This window comes from Mycobacterium sp. OAE908, assembly GCF_017872775.1.
GTDB lineage: Bacteria > Actinomycetota > Actinomycetes > Mycobacteriales > Mycobacteriaceae > Mycobacterium.
The window spans coordinates 4675284-4695666 of the sequence record NZ_JAGGJL010000001.1 but is presented as its reverse complement, the minus strand read 5'-3'; the positions used below and the strand labels follow the sequence as shown (position 1 = coordinate 4695666).

Annotated in this window: 21 protein-coding genes; 17 read left to right on the top strand and 4 right to left on the bottom strand. The window is 64.8% G+C overall.

Going from position 1 to position 20383, the window contains the following annotated elements:
- Window positions 1-6: 6 nt before the first annotated feature.
- From J3E61_RS23215 to J3E61_RS23200, 4 genes are all read left to right on the top strand, one after another.
- On the top strand, window positions 7-894 hold the full coding sequence (locus J3E61_RS23215; protein ID WP_210085134.1) for a neutral zinc metallopeptidase: 888 nt from the start codon (window positions 7-9) through the stop codon (window positions 892-894).
- A complete protein-coding gene (locus J3E61_RS23210; protein WP_210085133.1) occupies window positions 887-2533 on the top strand; it encodes a DUF885 domain-containing protein in 1647 nt (548 codons plus the stop codon). Before J3E61_RS23215 ends, J3E61_RS23210 begins: the two co-directional genes overlap by 8 nt.
- Window positions 2534-2632: 99 nt before the next feature.
- Window positions 2633-3163 (top strand): DinB family protein, encoded by a 531-nt coding sequence (locus tag J3E61_RS23205; RefSeq protein WP_210085132.1) that lies wholly within the window; start codon window positions 2633-2635, stop codon window positions 3161-3163.
- A complete protein-coding gene (locus tag J3E61_RS23200; protein WP_192720755.1) occupies window positions 3156-3980 on the top strand; it encodes a mycofactocin-coupled SDR family oxidoreductase in 825 nt (274 codons plus the stop codon). The genes J3E61_RS23205 and J3E61_RS23200 overlap by 8 nt, the downstream gene beginning before the upstream one ends.
- Here J3E61_RS23200 and J3E61_RS23195 read toward each other — a convergent pair.
- Window positions 3977-4858 carry a thioesterase family protein gene (locus J3E61_RS23195; RefSeq protein WP_192720756.1) on the bottom strand — a complete coding sequence of 294 codons (882 nt, stop codon included), beginning with the start codon at window positions 4856-4858 and terminating at the stop codon, window positions 3977-3979. The two genes, J3E61_RS23200 and J3E61_RS23195, sit on opposite strands and share 4 nt — an antisense overlap.
- 48 nt (window positions 4859-4906) lie before the next feature.
- Here J3E61_RS23195 and J3E61_RS23190 point away from each other — a divergent pair, with 48 nt between their 5' ends.
- From J3E61_RS23190 to J3E61_RS23175, 4 genes are all read left to right on the top strand, one after another.
- Entirely contained in the window at window positions 4907-5539 is a 633-nt protein-coding gene (locus tag J3E61_RS23190) for a TetR/AcrR family transcriptional regulator (protein ID WP_210085131.1), read from the top strand.
- Between the two features lie 109 nt (window positions 5540-5648).
- Complete coding sequence (locus tag J3E61_RS23185) at window positions 5649-6872, top strand: amidohydrolase family protein (protein ID WP_192720758.1); 1224 nt, start codon at window positions 5649-5651, stop codon at window positions 6870-6872.
- A gap of 9 nt (window positions 6873-6881) precedes the next feature.
- Window positions 6882-8009: an acyl-CoA/acyl-ACP dehydrogenase gene (locus J3E61_RS23180; RefSeq protein WP_210085130.1), complete on the top strand. Its 1128-nt coding sequence runs from the start codon at window positions 6882-6884 to the stop codon at window positions 8007-8009.
- Window positions 8006-9259 carry an acyl-CoA dehydrogenase family protein gene (locus J3E61_RS23175; protein ID WP_210085129.1) on the top strand — a complete coding sequence of 418 codons (1254 nt, stop codon included), beginning with the start codon at window positions 8006-8008 and terminating at the stop codon, window positions 9257-9259. The genes J3E61_RS23180 and J3E61_RS23175 overlap by 4 nt, the downstream gene beginning before the upstream one ends.
- A 51-nt stretch (window positions 9260-9310) precedes the next feature.
- Here the strand turns inward: J3E61_RS23175 and J3E61_RS23170 are convergent, their stop codons facing one another.
- Window positions 9311-9991 (bottom strand): TetR family transcriptional regulator, encoded by a 681-nt coding sequence (locus J3E61_RS23170; protein ID WP_192720761.1) that lies wholly within the window; start codon window positions 9989-9991, stop codon window positions 9311-9313.
- A 75-nt stretch (window positions 9992-10066) separates the two neighbouring features.
- On the opposite strand from J3E61_RS23170, the gene J3E61_RS23165 reads away from it, so the two are divergent.
- Window positions 10067-11080, top strand: a complete 1014-nt coding sequence (locus tag J3E61_RS23165; RefSeq protein ID WP_210085128.1) for a hypothetical protein — start codon at window positions 10067-10069, stop codon at window positions 11078-11080.
- A 23-nt stretch (window positions 11081-11103) separates the two neighbouring features.
- Here the strand turns inward: J3E61_RS23165 and J3E61_RS23160 are convergent, their stop codons facing one another.
- Window positions 11104-12120 carry an Rv2578c family radical SAM protein gene (locus J3E61_RS23160; protein ID WP_210085127.1) on the bottom strand — a complete coding sequence of 339 codons (1017 nt, stop codon included), beginning with the start codon at window positions 12118-12120 and terminating at the stop codon, window positions 11104-11106.
- 108 nt (window positions 12121-12228) lie between these two features.
- On the opposite strand from J3E61_RS23160, the gene J3E61_RS23155 reads away from it, so the two are divergent.
- Genes J3E61_RS23155 through J3E61_RS23140 form a run of 4 tightly spaced genes read left to right on the top strand, consistent with a single transcriptional unit; the run spans window position 12229 to window position 15607 of the window.
- Window positions 12229-12864, top strand: a complete 636-nt coding sequence (locus J3E61_RS23155; protein WP_192720764.1) for a helix-turn-helix transcriptional regulator — start codon at window positions 12229-12231, stop codon at window positions 12862-12864.
- Window positions 12861-14087, top strand: coding sequence for an FAD-dependent monooxygenase (locus J3E61_RS23150; protein WP_210085126.1), 1227 nt, complete (start codon window positions 12861-12863; stop codon window positions 14085-14087). Before J3E61_RS23155 ends, J3E61_RS23150 begins: the two co-directional genes overlap by 4 nt.
- 31 nt (window positions 14088-14118) lie before the next feature.
- Window positions 14119-14706, top strand: a complete 588-nt coding sequence (locus J3E61_RS23145; RefSeq protein WP_192720766.1) for a TetR family transcriptional regulator — start codon at window positions 14119-14121, stop codon at window positions 14704-14706.
- Window positions 14707-14716: 10 nt separating this feature from the next.
- Complete coding sequence (locus tag J3E61_RS23140; protein ID WP_192720767.1) at window positions 14717-15607, top strand: haloalkane dehalogenase; 891 nt, start codon at window positions 14717-14719, stop codon at window positions 15605-15607.
- 39 nt (window positions 15608-15646) lie between these two features.
- On the opposite strand, the gene J3E61_RS23135 is transcribed toward J3E61_RS23140, so the two are convergent.
- A complete protein-coding gene (locus J3E61_RS23135; protein WP_210085669.1) occupies window positions 15647-16063 on the bottom strand; it encodes a hypothetical protein in 417 nt (138 codons plus the stop codon).
- 128 nt (window positions 16064-16191) lie between these two features.
- On the opposite strand from J3E61_RS23135, the gene J3E61_RS23130 reads away from it, so the two are divergent.
- The 4 genes from J3E61_RS23130 (at window position 16192) to J3E61_RS23115 (ending at window position 20056) form a co-directional block, all read left to right on the top strand.
- The gene (locus J3E61_RS23130; protein WP_210085125.1) at window positions 16192-17853 is read left to right on the top strand and encodes a hypothetical protein; all 1662 of its coding nucleotides are present in this window, start codon (window positions 16192-16194) and stop codon (window positions 17851-17853) included.
- 82 nt (window positions 17854-17935) lie between these two features.
- On the top strand, window positions 17936-18964 hold the full coding sequence (locus tag J3E61_RS23125; RefSeq protein WP_210085668.1) for a catalase family peroxidase: 1029 nt from the start codon (window positions 17936-17938) through the stop codon (window positions 18962-18964).
- Window positions 18961-19590 carry a cytochrome b gene (locus tag J3E61_RS23120; RefSeq protein ID WP_210085124.1) on the top strand — a complete coding sequence of 210 codons (630 nt, stop codon included), beginning with the start codon at window positions 18961-18963 and terminating at the stop codon, window positions 19588-19590. Before J3E61_RS23125 ends, J3E61_RS23120 begins: the two co-directional genes overlap by 4 nt.
- A complete protein-coding gene (locus J3E61_RS23115; RefSeq protein WP_192720770.1) occupies window positions 19529-20056 on the top strand; it encodes a hypothetical protein in 528 nt (175 codons plus the stop codon). Before J3E61_RS23120 ends, J3E61_RS23115 begins: the two co-directional genes overlap by 62 nt.
- Window positions 20057-20383 lie beyond the last annotated feature (327 nt).

Here is a 20383-nt window from a genome sequence, read left to right as displayed (position 1 = left end):
GGGGCAATGACCTTCAACGAGGGTATGCAGATCGACACCAGCAACATCTCCACCGGAGGTGGGCCTGGGCCTGGTCGCGGAATCGCGATCGGTGGCGGACTCGGTGGCTTGTTGATCGTCGTTGTCGCGCTGTTCCTCGGTGTCGATCCGAGCTCGGTGATGCCCCAGCAACAAGAGATCGACGCGGGCGGCGTGCAGGCGCCCGGTTACGACCTGAGCCACTGCAAAACCGGTGCGGATGCCAACAAGTACGTCGAATGTCGGGTGGTTGCGACGACGAACTCGGTGGACGGAGTGTGGCAGCAGCTGATGCGTGGATATACGCCCCCGCACACCATGCTGTTTCACGGTTCGGTGCAGACCGGCTGCGGACCCGCCGACACGTCGGTCGGCCCGTTCTACTGCCCTGTCGATAAGACCGCCTACTTCGACACGGACTTCTTCGAGGTGCTCGTCAACGAATTCGGTTCCAGCGGTGGACCGTTGGCGCAGGAATATGTCGTTGCCCACGAATACGGCCACCATGTGCAGGACCTCAAAGGCGTCCTCGGCCGAGCGCAGCAGGACCCCACCGGCGCGGAGGGTGGCGGCGTGCGGACCGAACTGCAGGCCGACTGCTACGCCGGCGTATGGGCGCATTACGCGGCAATCACCAAACAGGAAAGCACCGGTGTGCCGTTCCTGGAGCCATTGAGCGACAAGGACATTGCCGATGCGTTGTCAGCGGCTTCCTCCGTCGGCGACGACCGCATTCAGAAGCAGGCGACGGGCCGCATCAACCCCGAGCAATGGACCCACGGGTCGTCAGCGGAGCGGCAGAAGTGGTTCACGGTCGGTTACCAGACCGGCGATCCCAACAAGTGCGACACCTTCGCAACCGACAACCTTGGTTAGGCCACCAACGGCCGTCGACGCCGTCGCCGAACGCTACCTCGAGACGTTCGCCGCGCTGGACCCATGCGCGGCAACGGAAATGGGCATCCTCGGCCACGACGACGACGTCACCGACTACTCCCCCGACGGCGTGGCGGCCCGCGTCGACGCCGCCCGTTCGGCACTGCGTGAGCTGGAGAGCACGACCCCGGTCGACGAGGTCGACCATGTGACGGTCGCGGCGATGCGTGAACGGCTCGGCCTGCAGATCGAATTGCACGACGCCGGCCTGGATGTCGGCGATCTGAACGTGATCGCGTCGCCGCTGCAGTCCATGCGTGACGTGTTCGACTTGATGGCGACCGACACCGACGAGGACTGGGCGCTGATCGGCAAGCGGATGTCAAGGGTGCCCGAGCGTGTCCGCGGCTACACCGAGGCGCTGCGGGCGTCCGCGGCGGCCGGACATGCACCAGCGGCCCGTCAGGTGGCGCGCGGCGTCCAACAGTCGGCACAGATTCAGCAACTGTTCGTGGCGATGGTGTCCGACGCCGCGCCTGGAAACGACGTGCTGCACGCGGACTTGCAGCAATATGCTGCGGCGGCCGCCGAAGCCTACGCCACGCTTGCCGCGGCATTGCGCGACGAGATCGCGCCACACGCCCGGCAGGACGACGCCTTCGGCCGCGATGCATACCGGCTGCTGTCGCGCGAATTCCTCGGCACTGCCGTCGACCTCGACGAGACCTACCAATGGGGTCTCGAACGGTTGGAAAGCATTGTCGCCGAGCAGGAGTCGATTGCAAACCGGCTCTATCCCGGAGCTTCGGTCAGCGAGGCGATCCGGCGACTGGACGACGAACCGCGGTATCTGGTGCATGGCACCGACGCGCTACAGGCATGGATGCAAAACCTGTCCGATCGCGCCGTCGACTCATTGGCGGATACGCACTTCGACATCGCACCCGCGCTGCGCAGGCTGGAGTGCCGGATCGCGCCGACGCATACGGGTGGCATTTACTACACGGGCCCATCGGAAGACCTGAGTCGCCCTGGCCGGATGTGGTGGTCCGTCCCGCCCGGCGTCAACACCTTTCGCACCTGGCAGGAAACGACCACGGTGTTCCATGAGGGGGTGCCGGGCCACCACCTGCAGGTTGGGCGCGCAGTCGTTTCGTCGGACCGATTGAACCGGTGGCGGCGGATGGGCTGCTGGGTGTCGGGGCACGGCGAGGGGTGGGCGCTGTACGCCGAGCGTCTGATGGCCGACCTCGGCTGGCTCGACGATGCCGGCAACCGGATGGGAATGCTTGACGCGCAACGCTTCCGGGCTGCGCGCGTGGTGATCGACATCGGCGTGCACTGCGGACTGACCGCGCCCGACGGCGGCCGATGGGACGCGGAACGGGCCTGGGTGTTCCTGCAGTCGCACAGCGCGATGACGGAGGAGCATCTGCGCTTCGAGTTGGACCGCTACCTGGGCTGGCCCGGCCAGGCGCCGTCGTACGCGATCGGCCAGCGGATCTGGCAGCAGCTTCGCGACGAGATGCTCGGTCGAGGGTTGTCATTGAAGGAGTTCCACGGCAGCGCGCTCGATCTCGGCGGGCTGCCGTTGGACGTGCTTCGGTCGGCGCTGCTCGCCGATTTCGCCGCTAGCTGATCGGCATTCGTCGCACCCGCTGGAACATTTAGCGTTCCGTCGGCCACGGTGACCCGATTCCGCCGACCGGATTCGTGAAGAGGCTGCCACACTGGTGGCGTGACACCTGAGCCAATCGAGCCCGACACCAAGGACTGGACCTGGGTGCTGTCGCGGCCCTGCCCGGAGTGCGGATTCGATGCGACATCCGTGCCCTACAGCACGGTCGCCGATCGGATCCGCGGCGACGCGACCGAGTGGATGCGTCGCCTTGCCGAACCCGACGCCGCACAACGCCGGCAGCCCACGGTGTGGTCCACGCTGGAATACGGTTGCCATGTCCGCGACGTCCACAGGATCTTCAACCACCGAGTGCAGTTGATGCTCACCGAGGACGACCCGCAGTTTCCGAACTGGGACCAGGACGAAACCGCGATCGCCGACGACTACGCGTCCCAGCACCCCGCCACCGTGGCCACCGAACTGTTCGATGCCGCAAGCGTCGTCGCCGACACCTACGCCCATGTGCCCGACGACGGGTGGTCGCGGCGCGGCCTGCGCAGCAACGGCAGCGAATTCACCATCGCGACAATCGCGGTCTACCACTTGCACGACGTCATGCACCACGCGCACGATGTCGACCATGGCTGAAGACAAACCGCTGGCCGGCAAGGTCGCCTACGTGACAGGAGCCGCACGCGGACAAGGGCGTTCGCATTGCATCCGGCTGGCGCGGGCAGGCGCCGACATCGTCGCGATCGACGCGTGCGCGCCGGTCGCCGAACACAACGGATATCCGCCTGCGACGCCGGAGGACCTCGCGGAGACGGTGAGCCTGGTCGAGGGCGAGGGTCGCAAGATCGTCGCCGACGAGGTCGACGTCCGGGACGCCGCAGGACAGCAGCGCGTGGTCGCCGGCGCGCTGGAACAGTACGGTCGCCTCGACATCGTGGTCGCGAATGCCGGCGTGATGAATTGGGGTCGGCTGTGGGAGATTTCGGCGCAGCAGTGGCAGGAAGTCCTCGACATCAACCTCACCGGCGTGTGGAACACCATCAAGGCCGCGGTGCCGCCGATGATCGAGGCGGGCAACGGCGGCTCGATCATCGCGATCAGTTCGGCGGCAGGCATCAAGGCCGTTCCCGGTTGCGGCCATTACTGCGCCAGCAAGTTCGGCGTCGTCGGGCTGACGAACTCGTTGGCGGTCGAACTCGGTGAATTCGGTATTCGAGTCAACTCGGTGCACCCGTACGGCACCGACACTCCGATGGGCAACGACACCGCGATGTGGCAGATCTTCGCCGACCACCCCAACTACATCCACAGCTACTCGCCCGGCGCGCTGCCCACCGAATCGCTGGCCGCCCCGGACCTGATCTCCGACATCGTGGTGTGGCTCGCCAGCGACGCGTCGTCATTGGTGACCGCGGCCCAAATCCCCGCTGACAAGGGATATTTGAAGATCTAGAGCCGCGACTGCTCCTTGATGGCGGTGTCGGTCGTGCGCAGCGGCCGGATCAACGCGTCCTGCGCGAACGATGCGATCAGCTCGCCCTCCTCGGTGTGCACGGCGCCGCGCACATACGACATGCCTGCGCCGACCTGGGTGCTCTCATGCGTGTAGAGGAGCCAGCCCTCCCATCGGAACGGCTCGTGAAAGCTCACCGTGATCGTCATCGGTGCCGTCGACACCGTCAGGTGCGCCTGCGCGGTGCCGATGCCCTCATGCGCGCGCATAGTCGTCGAAATACCAAGGTGCCCAGTGAAATACGCGATCAGCGCCTTGGCGAGATCGTCGCGGGCGGGGATCGGGTCGTAATGCAGCCAGGCATACAGCTCCGGGGGACCCACCTCGTCGGGGCTGTTCACGTCGACGACGTCGACCAAACGCAGCTGCCGTCCGTCCATCGGCATTTCTGCGACATTGGCATCGTCGGGTCCGACGACGTCAGGGCGTGGCAGATGGTGCCGGATCACGTCAGCGGTCGGCACGTCCGTGAGCACCGTCGCGGTGATGCAGCGCTTGCCGTTCTGCTTGGCGGCGACGATCGCGGTCGCCGTGGACCGGCCCTCGCTCACGACGTCTAGCTCCAGCTCGACCGGCCCCGCGCCGACCATCACGGCGCGCGCGAACACCGCGGACACCGAGCGCACCGATTTCTCCGGGAACCGTTTGGCCACAGCGACAATCGCCTGGGCCAGCACCTGCGTGCCCTCCACCACCTGGCGCTCGTCCTCGCCGGCGGGACCCGTCTCTGCGATGAAGCGGTTCTCCCCGTCCTGGCGGACGTCGAACAAATCGAGCAGACCGGCAACGGTCCACGTCTGCGCTGAGTCTGTCGTCATGGGACGGAACAGTAACCGAGCTTCTGCAAAAGCGGTAACGTCATTACCATGACGAAGTCCAGCGGGCCGCCGGATGCCGCGGGCGTCGACACCGAACCGCGCGAGAGGCGCTTCATGAAGTCGGCGCTGGCGATCCTGGGTGAGACAGGCCGCACCGACTTCACGGTGCTCGAGGTCGTCGAGCGGTCCAAGACCTCGCTGCGGTCCTTCTACCAGCACTTCACCACCAAGGATGAGTTGCTGCTCGCGCTGGTCGACAAGATCATGTCGGAGTCGACGAAGAAGTGGCGCGAGGACACCACCGGCGTCGAGAGCGCCGCAGCGCTGCGGATCCTGATCGACCGCATCTGCACACCCGCCGAATCCAGCACCCAGGACAGGGTGAACCGCGGCCTGACCAACTACAACGACCACCTCGCCGAGACGCTGCCCCGCGAGTACGCCAGGGTGCTGTCTCCGCTGCACGAGCTGATCAAGGACATCATCAACCGCGGCATCGACGAGGGCACATTTCGCACGGGCATCGCCGTCGACGCCACCGCGGCGCTGATCATGCAAACGGCGCTGGGCGCCATGCGACTGCAGGTCCTGGGCGCCGAACTGAACGGCGCCCCTATCGACGCCGGACACATCTACGAGTTCTGCCTCGCCGCCCTCGCGCGGCCGGGCAACGTCGCCTGACCTGCGCCGCACCGACCGCAAACCGTTTCTCCCGGGGTGGTGTTTTCGCTGGTCGAGACGTGGTAATGTCATTACCAGTTACCGCCAATGAGACTTCCAGGAGGCGAATATGACCCGCAAGCTTCCCTATCCGGTGTTCGACGCCGACAACCACTTCTATGAGCCCAAGGAAGCGCTGACCAAGTTCCTGCCGGAGCACCGCAAGCACGTCATCGACTACATCGAGGTCCGGGGCCGCACCAAGATCATGGTGCGCAACCAAGTCAGCGACTACATCCCCAATCCCACCTTCGAGGTCGTCGCACGGCCCGGCGCGCAGGAGGACTACTTCCGCCACGGCAGCGGCGGCAAGAGCTTCCGCGAGGTGATGGGCAAGCCGATGAAGGCCATCCCCGCGTTCCGCGATCCGGCCGCGCGGATGGAGGTCATGGACGGCCTCGGACTGGACTACTCACTGATGTTCCCGACGCTGGCCAGCCTGGTCGAGGAGCGCATGAAAGACGATCCCGCGCTCATCGCCGACGTCATCCACGCGCTCAACGAGTGGATGTACGAAACGTGGCAGTTCGACTACGAAGGCCGCATCTTCTCCACGCCCGTCATCAACCTCGGGATCGTCGACCGGGCGCTCGAGGAACTGCAGTGGTGTCTGGAGCGCGGCGCCAAGACCGTCCTCGTGCGCCCCGCCCCGGTGCCCGGCCTGCGCGGCACCCGGTCCTTCGGCACCGAGGAGTTCGACCCGTTCTGGGACGCCTGCGTCAAGGCGGGCATCCCGGTTTCGATGCACGCGTCGGATTCCGGCTATGCGGAGTACCTCAACGACTGGGAGCCTGCCGACGAGTTCCTGCCCTTCAAGCCGACGGCGTTCCGCATGGTGTCAATGGGCAAGCGCCCCATCGAGGATTCGATGGCCGCGCTGGTGTGCCACGGCGCGCTGACCCGCAACCCCGACCTTCGCATCCTGTCCATCGAGAACGGTGCTGACTGGGTGCCGTACCTGTTCAAGCAGTTCGAGAACACGTACAAGAAGATGCCGCAGGCGTTCCCGGAGAATCCGATCGAGGCGTTCAAGCGCGGCGTCTACGTCGCGCCGTTCTGGGAGGACGATTTCGCGCAGATGGCCGACCTGTGTGGCGTCGACCGGGTGATCTTCGGATCGGACTGGCCGCATCCGGAAGGGTTGGCCGAGCCGACCCACCTGATCGACGACTTGCAGGGACTTGATGACGAGGGGCAACGAAAGGTCATGGGCGGCAACATGATCGATCTCTTCAAGGTGCCCAACCAGATCGTCCACAACCCCGACGTGCCACCCCTCGTCATACCCGCCTGAACGGACTACATGACCGACGAGACAAATCCAGAACAGCTGCTCTTCGCCTCGACGACCCAGTCGTTTCTGGAAAAGGAAGCGTCGCTGAGCCGACTGCGGGAACTCCACGCCGCCGGCGCGTCCTTTGAGGCCGACTGGTGGCGGCGAGCCGCCGAGTTGGGCTGGACGAGCCTGCTTGTGCCAGACGAGCTAGGCGGCGGCAGCGTATCCGGTGACGGTGTCGCCGATCTGGCGCTGGTCGCCGAACTCGCGGGCAGGACCGTCGCACCTGGGCCGCTGCATCCGGTCAGCACGGTGTTGGCCGGTCTGGTCGAGGCGCCCGAAAACCACGAAGCGACAATCGAATCCCTGCTCTCGGGTGAGATCGTCGGGTCGTGGGCGGTTTACGAGCCGAGCAGGCCCTGGTCGCCTCTGGGCGCGACGGTGACCGCCACCCGCACACCGACGGGCTACCGGATCGATGGAGCGAAGGACCGCGTCGAGGCGGGTGCAGAGAGCGCGGTGCTGTTGGTGGTCGCGCAATGTGACGGTGCACCACGCCAGTTCCTGGTGCCGACGGACGCGCCCGGCGTACGCGTCGAGGCGCAGCAGTCAATCGACCTTGTGAAGAGTTACGCGCATGTGCATTTCGACGGTGTCGAGGTCGACGAGTCCGCTGCCGTGGGATCGGCTGAGCAGACGCCCGATCTGATCGCGCGACAGAGCCAGATCGCCCAGATGCTGCAGTGCGCCGAAGTGGTCGGCATCCTTGACACGGTGCTGGCCTTCACCATCCAGTGGGGATTCGACCGGCATTCGTTCGGCCGACCCATCGGCTCTTACCAGGCGCTCAAACACAAGTACGCCGACCTCAAGATCTGGTTCGAGGCATGCCGCGCAACGACGAAGGCAGCGGTCGCCGCGGTGGCTTCGCGGTCGCCTGACGCGGAGATGGCCGTCAGCGTCGCGAAATCCTATGTGGGCGAACATGCCCCGGGCATGCTGCAGGACTGCATCCAGCTACACGGCGGCATCGGCGTGACGTGGGAACACGACCTGCACCTGTACCTGCGCCGAGTCACGTTGTACCGGTCGATGTTCGGCACGCCCGAAGACCACAACCTGCGCGTCTATGCACTGACGAAGGCTGCCTCATGACGGAGACGACAGCAGCGCCGGTCGCGACCGAGTCGGTCGACGAATTTGCCGCTCGCGCACGGGCGTGGCTGGCGGCGAACATGCCGCGCATCGATCGGGATAATCCGCCTGAAGCCGACCGTGGCGAAGAGGCACCGTGGTTGCGCGCCCGCGAGTTGCAGAAGATGCTGTGGGACGGCGGATTCGCCGGCATCTGCTTCCCGCGGGAGTACGGCGGCCTGGGGCTGCCGATCGCCTATCAGAAGGCGTTCGACACCGAATCACGCAATTACGAAATGCCGGTCATCCTCAACACGCCGACCTTCACGATCTGTGCGGCGACGATCCTGGACACCGGATCGGAAGAACAGAAGCGCCAACACATTTCCGGTGTGCTTCGCGGTGACGAAGTACTGGTGCAGCTGCTGTCCGAACCCAGCGGTGGGTCCGATCTGGCCGGTGTCATCACCCGCGCCGACCGCGTCGGCGACAAGTGGGTGATCAACGGCGCCAAGACATGGAGCACCAGCGCGTTCGCGGCCGACTACGGTTTGATGCTGGCGCGCACCAACTGGGAGGTGCCCAAGCATGAAGGCCTGACCATGTTCCTGGTGCCGATCAACAGCCCAGGCATCACGCTTCGACGCATCAAGCAGGTCAATGGATCGGTCGAGTTCTGCGAGGAGTTCTTCGACAACCTCGAACTCGGCGACGACGCCGTCGTCGGCGAGGTCAACGAGGGCTGGCACGTCGCCTCCCGGCAGCTCTACCATGAGCGCCGCGCGGTTGGCGGCGGCTCGGAATTCGCCAGTGGCATTGGCGCCGAAGGCAAGACCGACATGCCCATCGACTACGTCGAGCTGCTGGAGAAGACGGGGCAGGCCGACAACGAACGCGTGCGCGAGATGGCTGGCAGGGCGTTGGTGCATCGAGCGGTGCGTGAGCAGCTGATCGACCACGTCTACCACGGCGTCCTCGACGGCTCACTGCCTCCGGCCGCGGGCTCGATCATCCGGGTAACGCACGCCGAAACTCACCATCTCGAGTTCGACACGGTGCTGGCGATCACGGGCACGTCGGCAGTGGTCGACGGCGGCGATGACTCGCTGCGCTTTGGCGAGCGCTACCTGTCGCGGCAGGCTGCGGCGCTGGGCGGCGGCACCACTGAGATCGCAAAGAACATCATCGGCGAACGCGTGCTCGGCTTCCCGCGTGAGTACGCCGCCGACCGCGGTGTGCCGTTCAATCAGGTCAAGCGCAACAAGAGCTGAGGCCCTTCGTGAAACTGCGCACAGATCGCGGTTTCGGCGAAAATCGCGATCTCACCGCAGTTTCGGCGATTGATTGGATAGAAGTTCCGGCTTGAGCAGCAACGTGGGCAAAGTCGTCGCGAGCCACCGCTGATAGCGATCGACCGACCAACCGAGGTCGGCCGTCAGGATCGAATACGTTGTCGGCGAGATGATCAAACCCATCACGTCGGCGGCCTCGGCGCGCGTCACCCCCGACGCAAGCGCGTCCGGGTCGAGTTGGTTGACCCATGCACGGCAGTCCGACCGCAGTCGGGAAATCAGGTCTGCGCGCAGTTCACCGAGCGCTGGATCTACCGACGCAGACTGCTCCACCACCCGCAGCAGCGCAGCGACGCGGTCGTTGATCCCGCGAACCATGGCCGCATGTTCGGAGAACACGGCGCAATACTGCCTCGGATGCACGCCGTCGAATCCGGGCATGCGCTGCCGGATAGGGACAGCTTCGAAATCACCCGTCAGCAGATAGTCGTAGGCACGGGACAGCACACCCGCTTTGGATCCGAACGTGGCGTAGATGGTTTGCGCTGAAACGCCTGCGGCAGTGGCGATCTGACCGATCGATGTAGAGCCGAAGCCGACTTCGAGAAACAGCGCGATCGCCTCTTCGAGGATGCGCTGGTGCCGCGCTTCGGCGTCAGCCTGCCGTCGCGTGCTGTCGTATTTGCGACGCGAGTCGCTGTCCCTTGACACCTCGCACCGCCTTTCTTTATAGTCCGCTCTAATCAATATAGCTTGCTCTATCCAAACTACACCCCGGAGGCTGCCGTGACCGCTGTCCCCATTCAGGCTGATCTGGATTGGTCCATCATCCGCGACCAAGCCGGCGCATTCGTCACAACCGAGTACGCGTCGCTTAATCGCGCCGGTTCTCCGGTGACGTGGCCGGTGACCCCGTACCTCGGCGAGCACACCATCGACATCTCGACTGGCCTGACGTATCCGCTGAAGGCCGAGCGCGCTCGTCGCAACCCGAAGGTGACGCTGTCGTTCTCGCAGCCGCGCGGCTCCGGACTCGAACAGCCGGCGACATTCGTCGTCCAGGGCTTGGCGACGGTGCGCGACGCCGATCTGCAAGCCAACGCCGCACGCTATTTGAAGGTTTCACAAGAGCGGCTGCCGCAAACGTATGCGAGCATCCCGACGGCCATGTTGCGTGGCATGGCGTTCTACTGGGCGCGGATCTGGATCGAGGTCACGCCGGTGCGCGTATTGTGGTGGCCCAGTGGTGATCTCGACGCCACGCCGCAGATCTGGATGCCGGATGCGGCGCCTCCGGTGCCGCCGTCTGATCCCGCGCCCGCCGGTCGTGGGGCCGGGTCGTGGAAGACGACCGCTCCGGTTGACTGGAAGTCACGGACCCGCGGCGCGTTGGACCGGCTCGGCATGCCAGTCCTGACGACCGTGACGCCGGACGGGTGGCCGTTGCCGTTGCGGGTGCGCGATGCCGAACAGACGTCGACGGGGTTCCGCGTGCGGCCACCGGCGGGCGTCGATGTGGTCGGCGGTCCTGCCGCCCTGACGTTCCACAGCCACGGCGAGGTGTTCGACAGTCAGGAGAACATCACACTCGTCGGTCGCTCGCATGGGAATCCCGAGGGCACAGTCGATTTCGAGGTGCAGCGGACGCTCAACGACTTCATCGTGCCCAAGAACCCGATTTACAGGGCCATCTACATGCTGTCGGCGGGCCGTCGGCTGAGCAAGCGACTGGACGCGGAGGCGGCGCGCCGCGGCCAGTCGGTGCCACGATTCGTAGATCTCGGCTTCAACAAGGGCTAGAACACCGCGAACCGAGCCGCGAATCAAAACAACGTGGGCTGCAGGACCTCGGCGGGGGCAACCGCCGGGGCCTCTGCCGCTCGAAACGACCGCCGGTCGGGCGCAAGACCGTACTTGGCCACCAACGGTGTCACGCGGTCGTGCAGCATCTTCTTGTAGTCCGAGGGCAGATACGCTCCGCGCCTGTACAACTCGCGATACTCCCCCACCAACTCCGGGTGCGACCGGGCCAACCATGCCATGAACCATCCGCGAGTCGAGCCGCGTAGGTGCAGGCCGAACACCGTCACACCCGTCGCGCCGGCCGCGGCGATCTGAGCCAGCAGCGCATCGAGATGCTCGACGGAGTCGGTCAACCGCGGCAGCACCGGCGCCACCATGACGTGACAGCCAAGGCCCGCCTCACGAATTGCTGAGATCAATCCCAACCTCGCCTGCGGCGACGGCGTTCCCGGTTCGACGTCCTTGTGCAGTTCCGGATCGCCGACCGCCAGCGAGACCGCGACGCTGACATCCACGCTGCGCGCGGCCTCGACGATCAACGGTAGATCGCGGCGCAGCAGCGTGCCCTTGGTCAGGATGGAAAACGGTGTGCCGGAATCAGCAAGCGCGCCAATGATTCCCGGCATCAACGCGTAGCGGCCCTCGGCCCGTTGATACGGATCGGTGTTAGTGCCGAGCGCGACGGTCTCCCGCTGCCACGACGGTCGATTCAACTCGCGGCGCAACACCTCGGCGACGTTGGTCTTGACGACCACCTGCGAGTCGAAGTCGGTGCCGCAGTCGAAATCGAGGTACTCATGGGTGGGCCGGGCGAAACAGTAGCGGCACGCATGTGAACAGCCGCGGTAGCCGTTGACCGTGAACCGGAACGGCAGCATCGACGCGGCCGGCACCTTGTTCAATGCGCTCTTGCAGAGAATCTCATGGAACGTCATGCCCTCGAACTGAGGACTGCGGACGCTACGGACGAAACCGATGCGTTGCAGCCCAGGCAGGGCGCCGTCATCGACGCTGACGCCCTGTCGATCCCACCGCACCCCACCATTCGAACTCTTGTTCGATCTGATGTCAAGGTAATTACCGGCTTGTGTCGCGATTACTCGTAGCCGTATATTCGGCCACGAGTAATCGGACGGAGGCGTGAGATGGCCGAAAAGCGCAAGGTCGCGAACCTGATGGCGCTTGCGGTGCTGGCCACGGTCGTGGAGCGGCCCATGCACCGCTACGAGATGGCGTCGGTGATGCGGGCGCGCGGCAAGGAACGCGACATGGGCATCAAATGGGGATCGCTCTACACCGTCGTGCAGAATCTGGAGCGCAGCGGCTACGTCGAAGCAATCGGCGTCACCCGCCAAGGGGCCCGCCCCGAGCGCACGGTGTACCAAATCACCGACGCCGGCCGTGACGAACTCGTCGCCTGGACGCGCGAACTGATCGCCGAACCCGAGGCCGAACACACGCGATTCACCGCCGGGCTGTCCGTGCTCGCGGTGCTGGCACCGCAGGACGTCATCGACCTACTGCAGACACGGCTCGATCGGCTGTCCGCATCCGTCGAAGCACTGAGCGCAGGACTGCAGCAGGCGTCACAGGTGCCGCGGCTGTTCCTGATCGAGGACGAATACCGCATCGCTATGACGCGCGCAGAGGCCGACTGGACGAGGTCGCTGCTCGACGAATTGACGGCGGGCACCTTCCCGCATCTCGACGCGTGGCGCCAATTCCATGAGACCGGCCAACTGCCTGCCGAATTCACCGATCCCGCACAGGAGGAATCATGACCGCAACACGTACCGCACTCGTGATCGGCGGCGGAATCGCCGGGCCGGTCGCAGCGACCGCGTTCGCCATGGCAGGCATCGACGCCACCGTGTACGACGCGCGGCCAGCAGATGCGGCCTCGGCCAACGGGATCGGTGGATCGCTTGCACTCGAACCCAACGGTATGGCCGCACTGCGGATCGTCGGCGCCGATGACGACGTCCGTGCCGCCGCCACGCCGATCACGCGCTCAATCATGTCGATCGCCAACAGGCCGGGCCGCGAGATGCCGACACCTCAAGGGCTCGGGCCACGCCAACTCATCGACCGCGGCGCGCTGCACCGGATACTCCGGAGCCGAGCAGAGCGAGCCGGTGTGCGAATCCACGACGCCAAGAAGCTGATTCACGTCGACGAACGACGCGACGGTGTCACCGCTCATTTCGCCGACGGCACCAACGCGAGCGCCGACGTGCTGATCGGCGCCGACGGGGTGCAGTCCACAGTGCGCAGGCTCATCGACCCCGCGGCGCCCGGCGCGCGTTATCTCGGACTGCTGGGCTTCGAGGGCCTTGTCGAGGACGCATCCGACACTGCGCAGTTGGAGCCCGGCACCATGACATTCGCGTTCGGGCGGCGCGCGTACTACCTGTACTGGAAGCGGCCCGACGGCCGCATCGGCTGGGGCGCGAATCTGCCGTCATCCCAACACATGACCCTGAAGAAGGCCCGCGCCGTTGCCGCCGAAGAGTGGTTGACGACGCTGCGCAACGCCTACGCGAACGACATCCCGGGCGCACGGCTGGCCGCCGAGACAACCAGCCAGACACTGCAAGCCGTTGGCGGCCTGCACATCATGCCGCCCGTCCCGCACTGGCACCGTGGCCGGATGGTGCTCGTCGGCGACGCCGTGCACGCCCCGTCCAACAGCACCGGCCAAGGCGCGTCGCTTGCAATGGAGAGCGCCATTCAGCTGGCGCGTTGTCTGCGCGATGTACCCGATGTCTCGTCGGCATTCGCGACATACGAGCGGTTGCGCAGGCCACGAGTGGAGAAGATCGCCGCGCGCGGAGCCCGCATCAGCCACGCGAAGGCGCCTGGCCCGATCGCGCAGCGAATGATGCGGCTGCTGCTGCCGATCATGTTCTCGGCGACGAACGTGGAGAAAACCATGGCCGCCGAACAGCGCTACACCATCGACTGGGACACGCCGCTACAGGAGGACACAAAAGCACTCGCATGATGCGTGTCATGCGACTAGCATGATGCCCATCATGCGAAGAGTCGGCGGTGCACGCGCAGAGGCCAAGCAGGAATCGCTGGACAAGATCCTGGACGCCGCCGCGCGCCGCATTCGCGAAGACGGACTCGACGGCGCGGCGATCGTTCCGGTGATGCGGGACGCCGGCCTGACGCACGGGGCGTTCTACTCACACTTCTCCAGCAAGGAGGACCTGGCGAATGCCGCGTTCGCGCGGGCGATCACCACGGGCCGGCCACACTGGATCAAGCCCAGATCCGGCGAATCGTGGCGGGACAGGCTGACCAGCCTGGCCAGGCGCTACCTCACCACCGCTCACCGCGACAATCTTTCCACCAGTTGCGGTTTCGCAACCCTGAGCTCCGACGCCGCCCGTGCGTCCGACGAGTTCCGGACACGTTACGAACGCGAACTGCGGGGGTCGTTGGCCGCGATCTGTGACGGCGACAATCAGCACCTGGACGACGCGATCGCGCTGATGACGGTCTGCGTCGGTGGGATGGCGCTGTCCCGTGCCGTCGCCGACCCGAAGTTCTCGGCCCGCATCTTGCGTGTGGCCCGCGAAGCCGCCGCGAAACTCGCTGATAACCAACCGAATTGAGGAGGACGCAATGCCGGGAGCCAAGCCTTACGGCCAGCTGCAGTACAAGCAGATCAACAGCAAGCGGATGGCGTACATCGACGAGGGCCAAGGCGATGCGATCGTGTTCCAGCACGGCAATCCGACGTCGTCGTATCTGTGGCGAAACGTCATGCCGCATCTGGAGGGGCTGGGTCGACTGATCGCCTGCGACCTGATCGGCATGGGTGCCTCCGACAAGCTCGACGATTCGGGCGCGGACCGCTACCACTACGCCGAGCAGCGCGATTTTCTTTTCGCGCTTTGGGATGAACTCGACCTGGGCGATCGGGTGATACTTGTTCTGCACGACTGGGGTTCAGCGCTGGGCTTCGACTGGGCGAACCAACACCGTGACCGGGTGGCCGGAATCGCCTACATGGAAGCGATTGCAATGCCGGTCAATTGGGACGATTGGCCCGACGCCGGCCGTCGCGTCTTTCAGGGATTCCGCTCGCCAGAGGGCGAAGCGATGGTGCTCGACAAGAATGTCTTCGTCGAGCGGGTACTGCCCGGCTCGATCCTTCGTCAACTCAGCGAAGAAGAGATGGACCACTACCGCGCACCGTTCCGCAACCCGGGCGAAGATCGGCGGCCGACATTGTCGTGGCCACGCAACATCCCTATCGAGGGTGAACCGGCCGACGTGGTCGCCACCGTCGAGGAGTATGGCAAGTGGCTGTCGCAGAGCGAGGTGCCCAAACTCTTCGTGAACGGGGACCCGGGATCGATCATCCAGGGACGTGTCCGCGACTTCGTCCGCACCTGGCCGAACCAGACCGAGGTCACGGTGCCCGGTTCGCACTTCCTTCAGGAAGACAGCCCCGATGAAATCGGGGCCGCCGTCGCGTCATTTGTGCGCGCGGTGCGCGCCAGTAGTTAGGCCCTAATCACCGGCGATGAGCGCTTGCGCGAAGAGCAATCACCACTGCGAGAGCTGGCACTGCAGGTTGTATGGAGCGTCCTGCTGCACGACCACCTGACCGTCCACGGCGATTTCGCAATGCGGATTCGGTGCGGCCTGCCCGCCGTGCGTGGTGCTGCTGACGGTGAAGATCGCCCACTGCGGATCGGCAAGCGTGGTCTCGAACACCCACGGCGCGTCCGGCCCGACGTTGATGGTCTCTCGCTTCACGAATGCGTACGCATCGGCGTTGTAGGCCTGCTTGTTCGGCGGCTGGTTGACCAGATAGAAGAGGTCGAAATCAGCGGGGCCGCCCGTCGTGAGCGTGTACCGCACCTGGTGACCAGCCGGCTCAGCGCTCGCCACGCCATGACTCACTGCAATTCCGGCAGCTGCCACCACCAGCGCAGCCCCAACTGTTGTCACTTTTCGCATGTCCGTCACATCGCGGCACGGTACCGGATCGTTACAACCGGTACATGTCCGCACACCCTGGCCAAATCTGTTCACGCAGGGAACGTGCTTGAAATCGATACGAAACAAGTCGGTCTTAATTTCGCGGCATGACACAAGAGCTCAGCAAAGAGCCGCTGAACGAGATCGTCGAGACCGACCTCGACACAATGACAGCCACCAAGGAAACCTTGGAGGACTACACGCTGCGATTCGCACCGCGCAGCTACCGGAAATGGTCAACACGTGTCGTCGGCATATCCGCGCTGGGCGGCATCGCATATCTCGCCGACTTCGCAATCGGCGCCAACGTCGGCATCTCGTACGGCACCACCAACGCACTCTGGGGCATCCTGATCTTCGCCGTCGTCATCTTCTTGACCGGCTTCCCGGTCGCCTACTACTCCGCGCGCTACAACATCGACCTCGACCTCGTCACTCGCGGTAGCGGATTCGGCTACTACGGCTCGGTGGTCACCAACGTCATCTTCGCGACATTCACCTTCATCTTCTTTGCGCTCGAGGGCTCGATCATGGCGCAGGGACTCAACCTCGGGCTGCATGTCCCGTTATGGCTCGGCTATGCCGCCTCGACGCTGATCATCTTTCCGCTCGTGATCTACGGCATGAAAGTGCTGTCCACACTTCAGGTCTGGACCACTCCCCTGTGGCTGGTGCTGATGGTCGCGCCGTTCGTGTATCTGGTGATCAGTCATCCCGATTCGGTCAGCCAGTTCTTCGCCTACCAGGGTGAGAACGGTAAGGGCGGCTTCGATCTGGGCTCGACCCTGCTGGCCGCGGGTGTCTGCTTGTCGCTGATCGCCCAGATCGCCGAACAGAACGACTATCTGCGCTTCATGCCGCCGCAAACCCCGGAGAACAAGCGCAGCTGGTGGACGTGGCTGATCCTGGCCGGGCCCGGCTGGGTGTTCTTCGGCGCCATCAAGCAGATCGTCGGTCTGTTCCTCGCGGTGTACCTGATCGCCAACGTGGCCAACAGCGCAGGCATCGCCAACCAGCCGGTGCACCAGTTCCTGGAGATCTACCGCAACTTCCTGCCCGGCTGGCTCGCGATGACGTTGGCCGTCGTCCTCGTCGTCATCAGCCAGATCAAAATCAACGTCACCAACGCCTACTCCGGCTCGCTGGCGTGGACCAACTCCTTCACGCGCATCACGAAGCACTACCCGGGACGCATCGTGTTCCTCGGCGTCAACCTGTTGATCGCGCTGATCCTGATGGAAGCCAACATGTTCAGCTTCCTGAACACCATCCTCGGTTTCTACGCCAACTGCGGGATGGCCTGGGTGGTGGTGGTCGCCTCAGACATCGTGTTCAACAAGTACTTGTTGAAGCTCTCCCCGATGAAGCCGGAGTTCCGCCGCGGCATGCTGTATGCGTTCAACCCGGTCGGCTTCGGCTCGATGCTGCTGGCCGCGGGCCTGTCGGTCATCGCGTTCTTCGGCGGCCTCGGCGAGGCGATCCGCCCGTACTCACCGCTGGTGGCGATCGGCCTTGCGCTGGTGTTGCCACCGATCCTCGCCATCGCCACCAAGGGCAAGTACTACTTGCGCCGCACGGACGACGGCATCGATCTGCCGATGTACGACGAACACGGCAACCCGTCGGGCGAGCACCTGAAATGCCACGTGTGCCATCACGACTACGAGCGCCCCGACATGATGCGGTGCGAGACGCACGATGCGCACGTCTGCTCGCTGTGTCTGAGCACTGACAAGGTGGCCGACCACGTGCAGCCCGCGCAGACGTAGTGTGATGTAGCGCACAGCGTTGAACCGATCCGCGAGCAGACGCGTTTAGCCGGTAGTGACCCAACTCAGCCGTCGCTCGGTTCTGCTTGGCATCGGTGCGGTCGGCGCATTCTTGGCGATCGACCTCGGCGCCGTCGCCTACGCCAACAAGTGGATCGGACCGCGCCCGCTGACCCGCGAGACCTTCATGGCCGGCTTCCGCACGGTATTCGGCCTTCATCCCGGCTTCCGGCGCAACCACGCCAAAGGGGTCGTGGTCAACGGCTACTTCGACAGCAACGGCGACGGTCGTGAGCTGTCGAAAGCCGCTCTGTTCACGCCCGGTCGGACTCCGGTGATCGGACGGTTCTCGCTGAGCGGCGGCAACCCGATGGTGGCCGACGCACCGGCGACGGCGCGCGGCCTCGGACTCGCATTCGCCTTCCCCGATGCCACGCAGTGGCGGATGGCGTTGCTGAATTTGCCGGTGTTCGTTGACCATTCGCCGCAAGGCTTCTACGACCGGCTGCTGGCATCGAAGACGGATCCGGCAACAGGGAAACCCGACCCGGTGGCGATGTCGGCATTCAACAAAGCGCATCCCGAGTCGGTCGCAGCGACGGCACTGATCAAGCAGCATCCGCCGACCCCGGGGTTCGCCGACAGCACGTACAGCAGTCTCATCACGTTCTTCTTCGTCAACGACGCAGGTGAACGCACACCGGTGCGGTGGGCGTTCGTCCCGATGCAAGCGGCGTTACCACCGCTGCCGGGAACAACAAACTCGCTTTTCGACGCGCTTGTGCGTCAGATGCGCAGCGGCCCACTGCGGTGGCGACTGTTGCTGAGCGTCGGTCAACCGGGCGATCCGATAGCCGACGCGACGCAGGTGTGGCCGAGCGATCGCCGCACCGTCGACGCGGGCGTGCTCACCTTGACGACCGTCGAGACCGAAGCGGCCGGCAATGCTCGCGACGTCAACTTCGATCCGCTCGTACTGCCCGATGGGGTCGAGCCATCGGATGACCCATTGCTTTCCGCCCGGTCCGCCGTGTACGCGGCGTCCTATCGAGCACGGACGGGTGAGCCGAAGTCGCCGTCCGCGGTGCAGGTCGACGAGGTCGCACCGTGACCGCGCCGGCGCGCTATCCACTGCGCACGCGCATCCTGCACTGGCTGACCGCGGTGCTCGTGTTCAGCATGCTGCTCATCGGATTCGCGATGGTGAACTCGATCGGCTCCTACGCCTCGCTGCGTGCTGTGCACATGTCGCTCGGCATCATCGTGCTCGTCATCGTCGTGGTGCGGGCCGCCAACAGGTTCACGCACCGCGTGCCCACGCTGCCCGAAACGGTCGGCTGGCTCGAACACAAGGTCGTCGTCGGTTCGGAACTCCTGTTGTACGCGCTTCTGCTGGCCCAGCCGCTCGTCGGATGGGCAATGGTGTCGGCCACCGGTAAGCCGGTCGTCGTGTTCGGATCGGTGCCCCTGCCTCGTATCGCGCCGTTCGACGCGGACCTCTATTTCACGCTGCGCCAAACGCATTCGCTGCTCGCCTACACGTTGGTGATTGTCATTGCCGCACACGTCAGCGCCGTGCTGCTGCACACGCTGACGCTGCGCGACGGCATGCTGTCCCGGATGGCGTTTGCGAATTCGGCCACGTCCGAGCCGGCTAGCGTGCACCCTGCAATAGGTGAACACAGCAACCCCGCCGCGAACACTGGCAGACACGGGCGGCCTCGTCGTCACCGATGACGGCCGACGGGTGCTCGTCTTTGACCGTCGGACGGGTGCGCTGACGGTCGTGACATTTGTGCTGGGGCTGCTTGCAGTCGTCGTCGGCGGCTTCGGTCTCGTCGCGCTCATCGCCGGCACGCCGTCTCGCGGAGTCGGCGCGGTATTCGCGGTCGTCGGCCTGGTGATCGCGATTGGAGCAGTGGTGGCGTTCCGTCAGTTTCGCCGCCGCCGCAGTCAACCGCTGCACACCTGTCGCCCGGTGGCGGTCATCGACCGCAAGCTCGGGATATTCAGCTACGGCGGCGGTGCAATCGTCCAGTTGGATCAGGTGCGCTTTGCGCGCAAGCTGCAGATCGGCTCGAGCTCGCCGAAACTCGTCGCGGTCACGCCAGGCGGCACGCACGTGCTCAAGCGCGGAAACCCGTTCGACGGCGGCATCGGCAATGTCGATGAACTGTTGACTGCGGTTGTCACAGGCGGCTGAAGGCAGCGGCGAGCGCGACCGAGATTCGTTTCAAACGAAAACAATGATTCGGTTGGCTGATTGGATTGATGGCTATTTGGTACGCCTAGGCGATGTCGTCCGAACGTACGGCTGTCACCTGCATATTCAGGTCAAACAGCAAGCTACTTGGAACGCGCTGCGACAATTTTGGGAAATAATTAGACCGTTGCTTTCGCGTGTGTTAATTTTGGGATCTGCCAACGCGTTCCCACGGGGATAAAGCGCTGGCAAGCGAGAAATTAGCGTTGTCGTCGAGACCCCGCGGCAAATGACACCCATGTCGTTAGAAGCCGAGGGAGTCGGCCG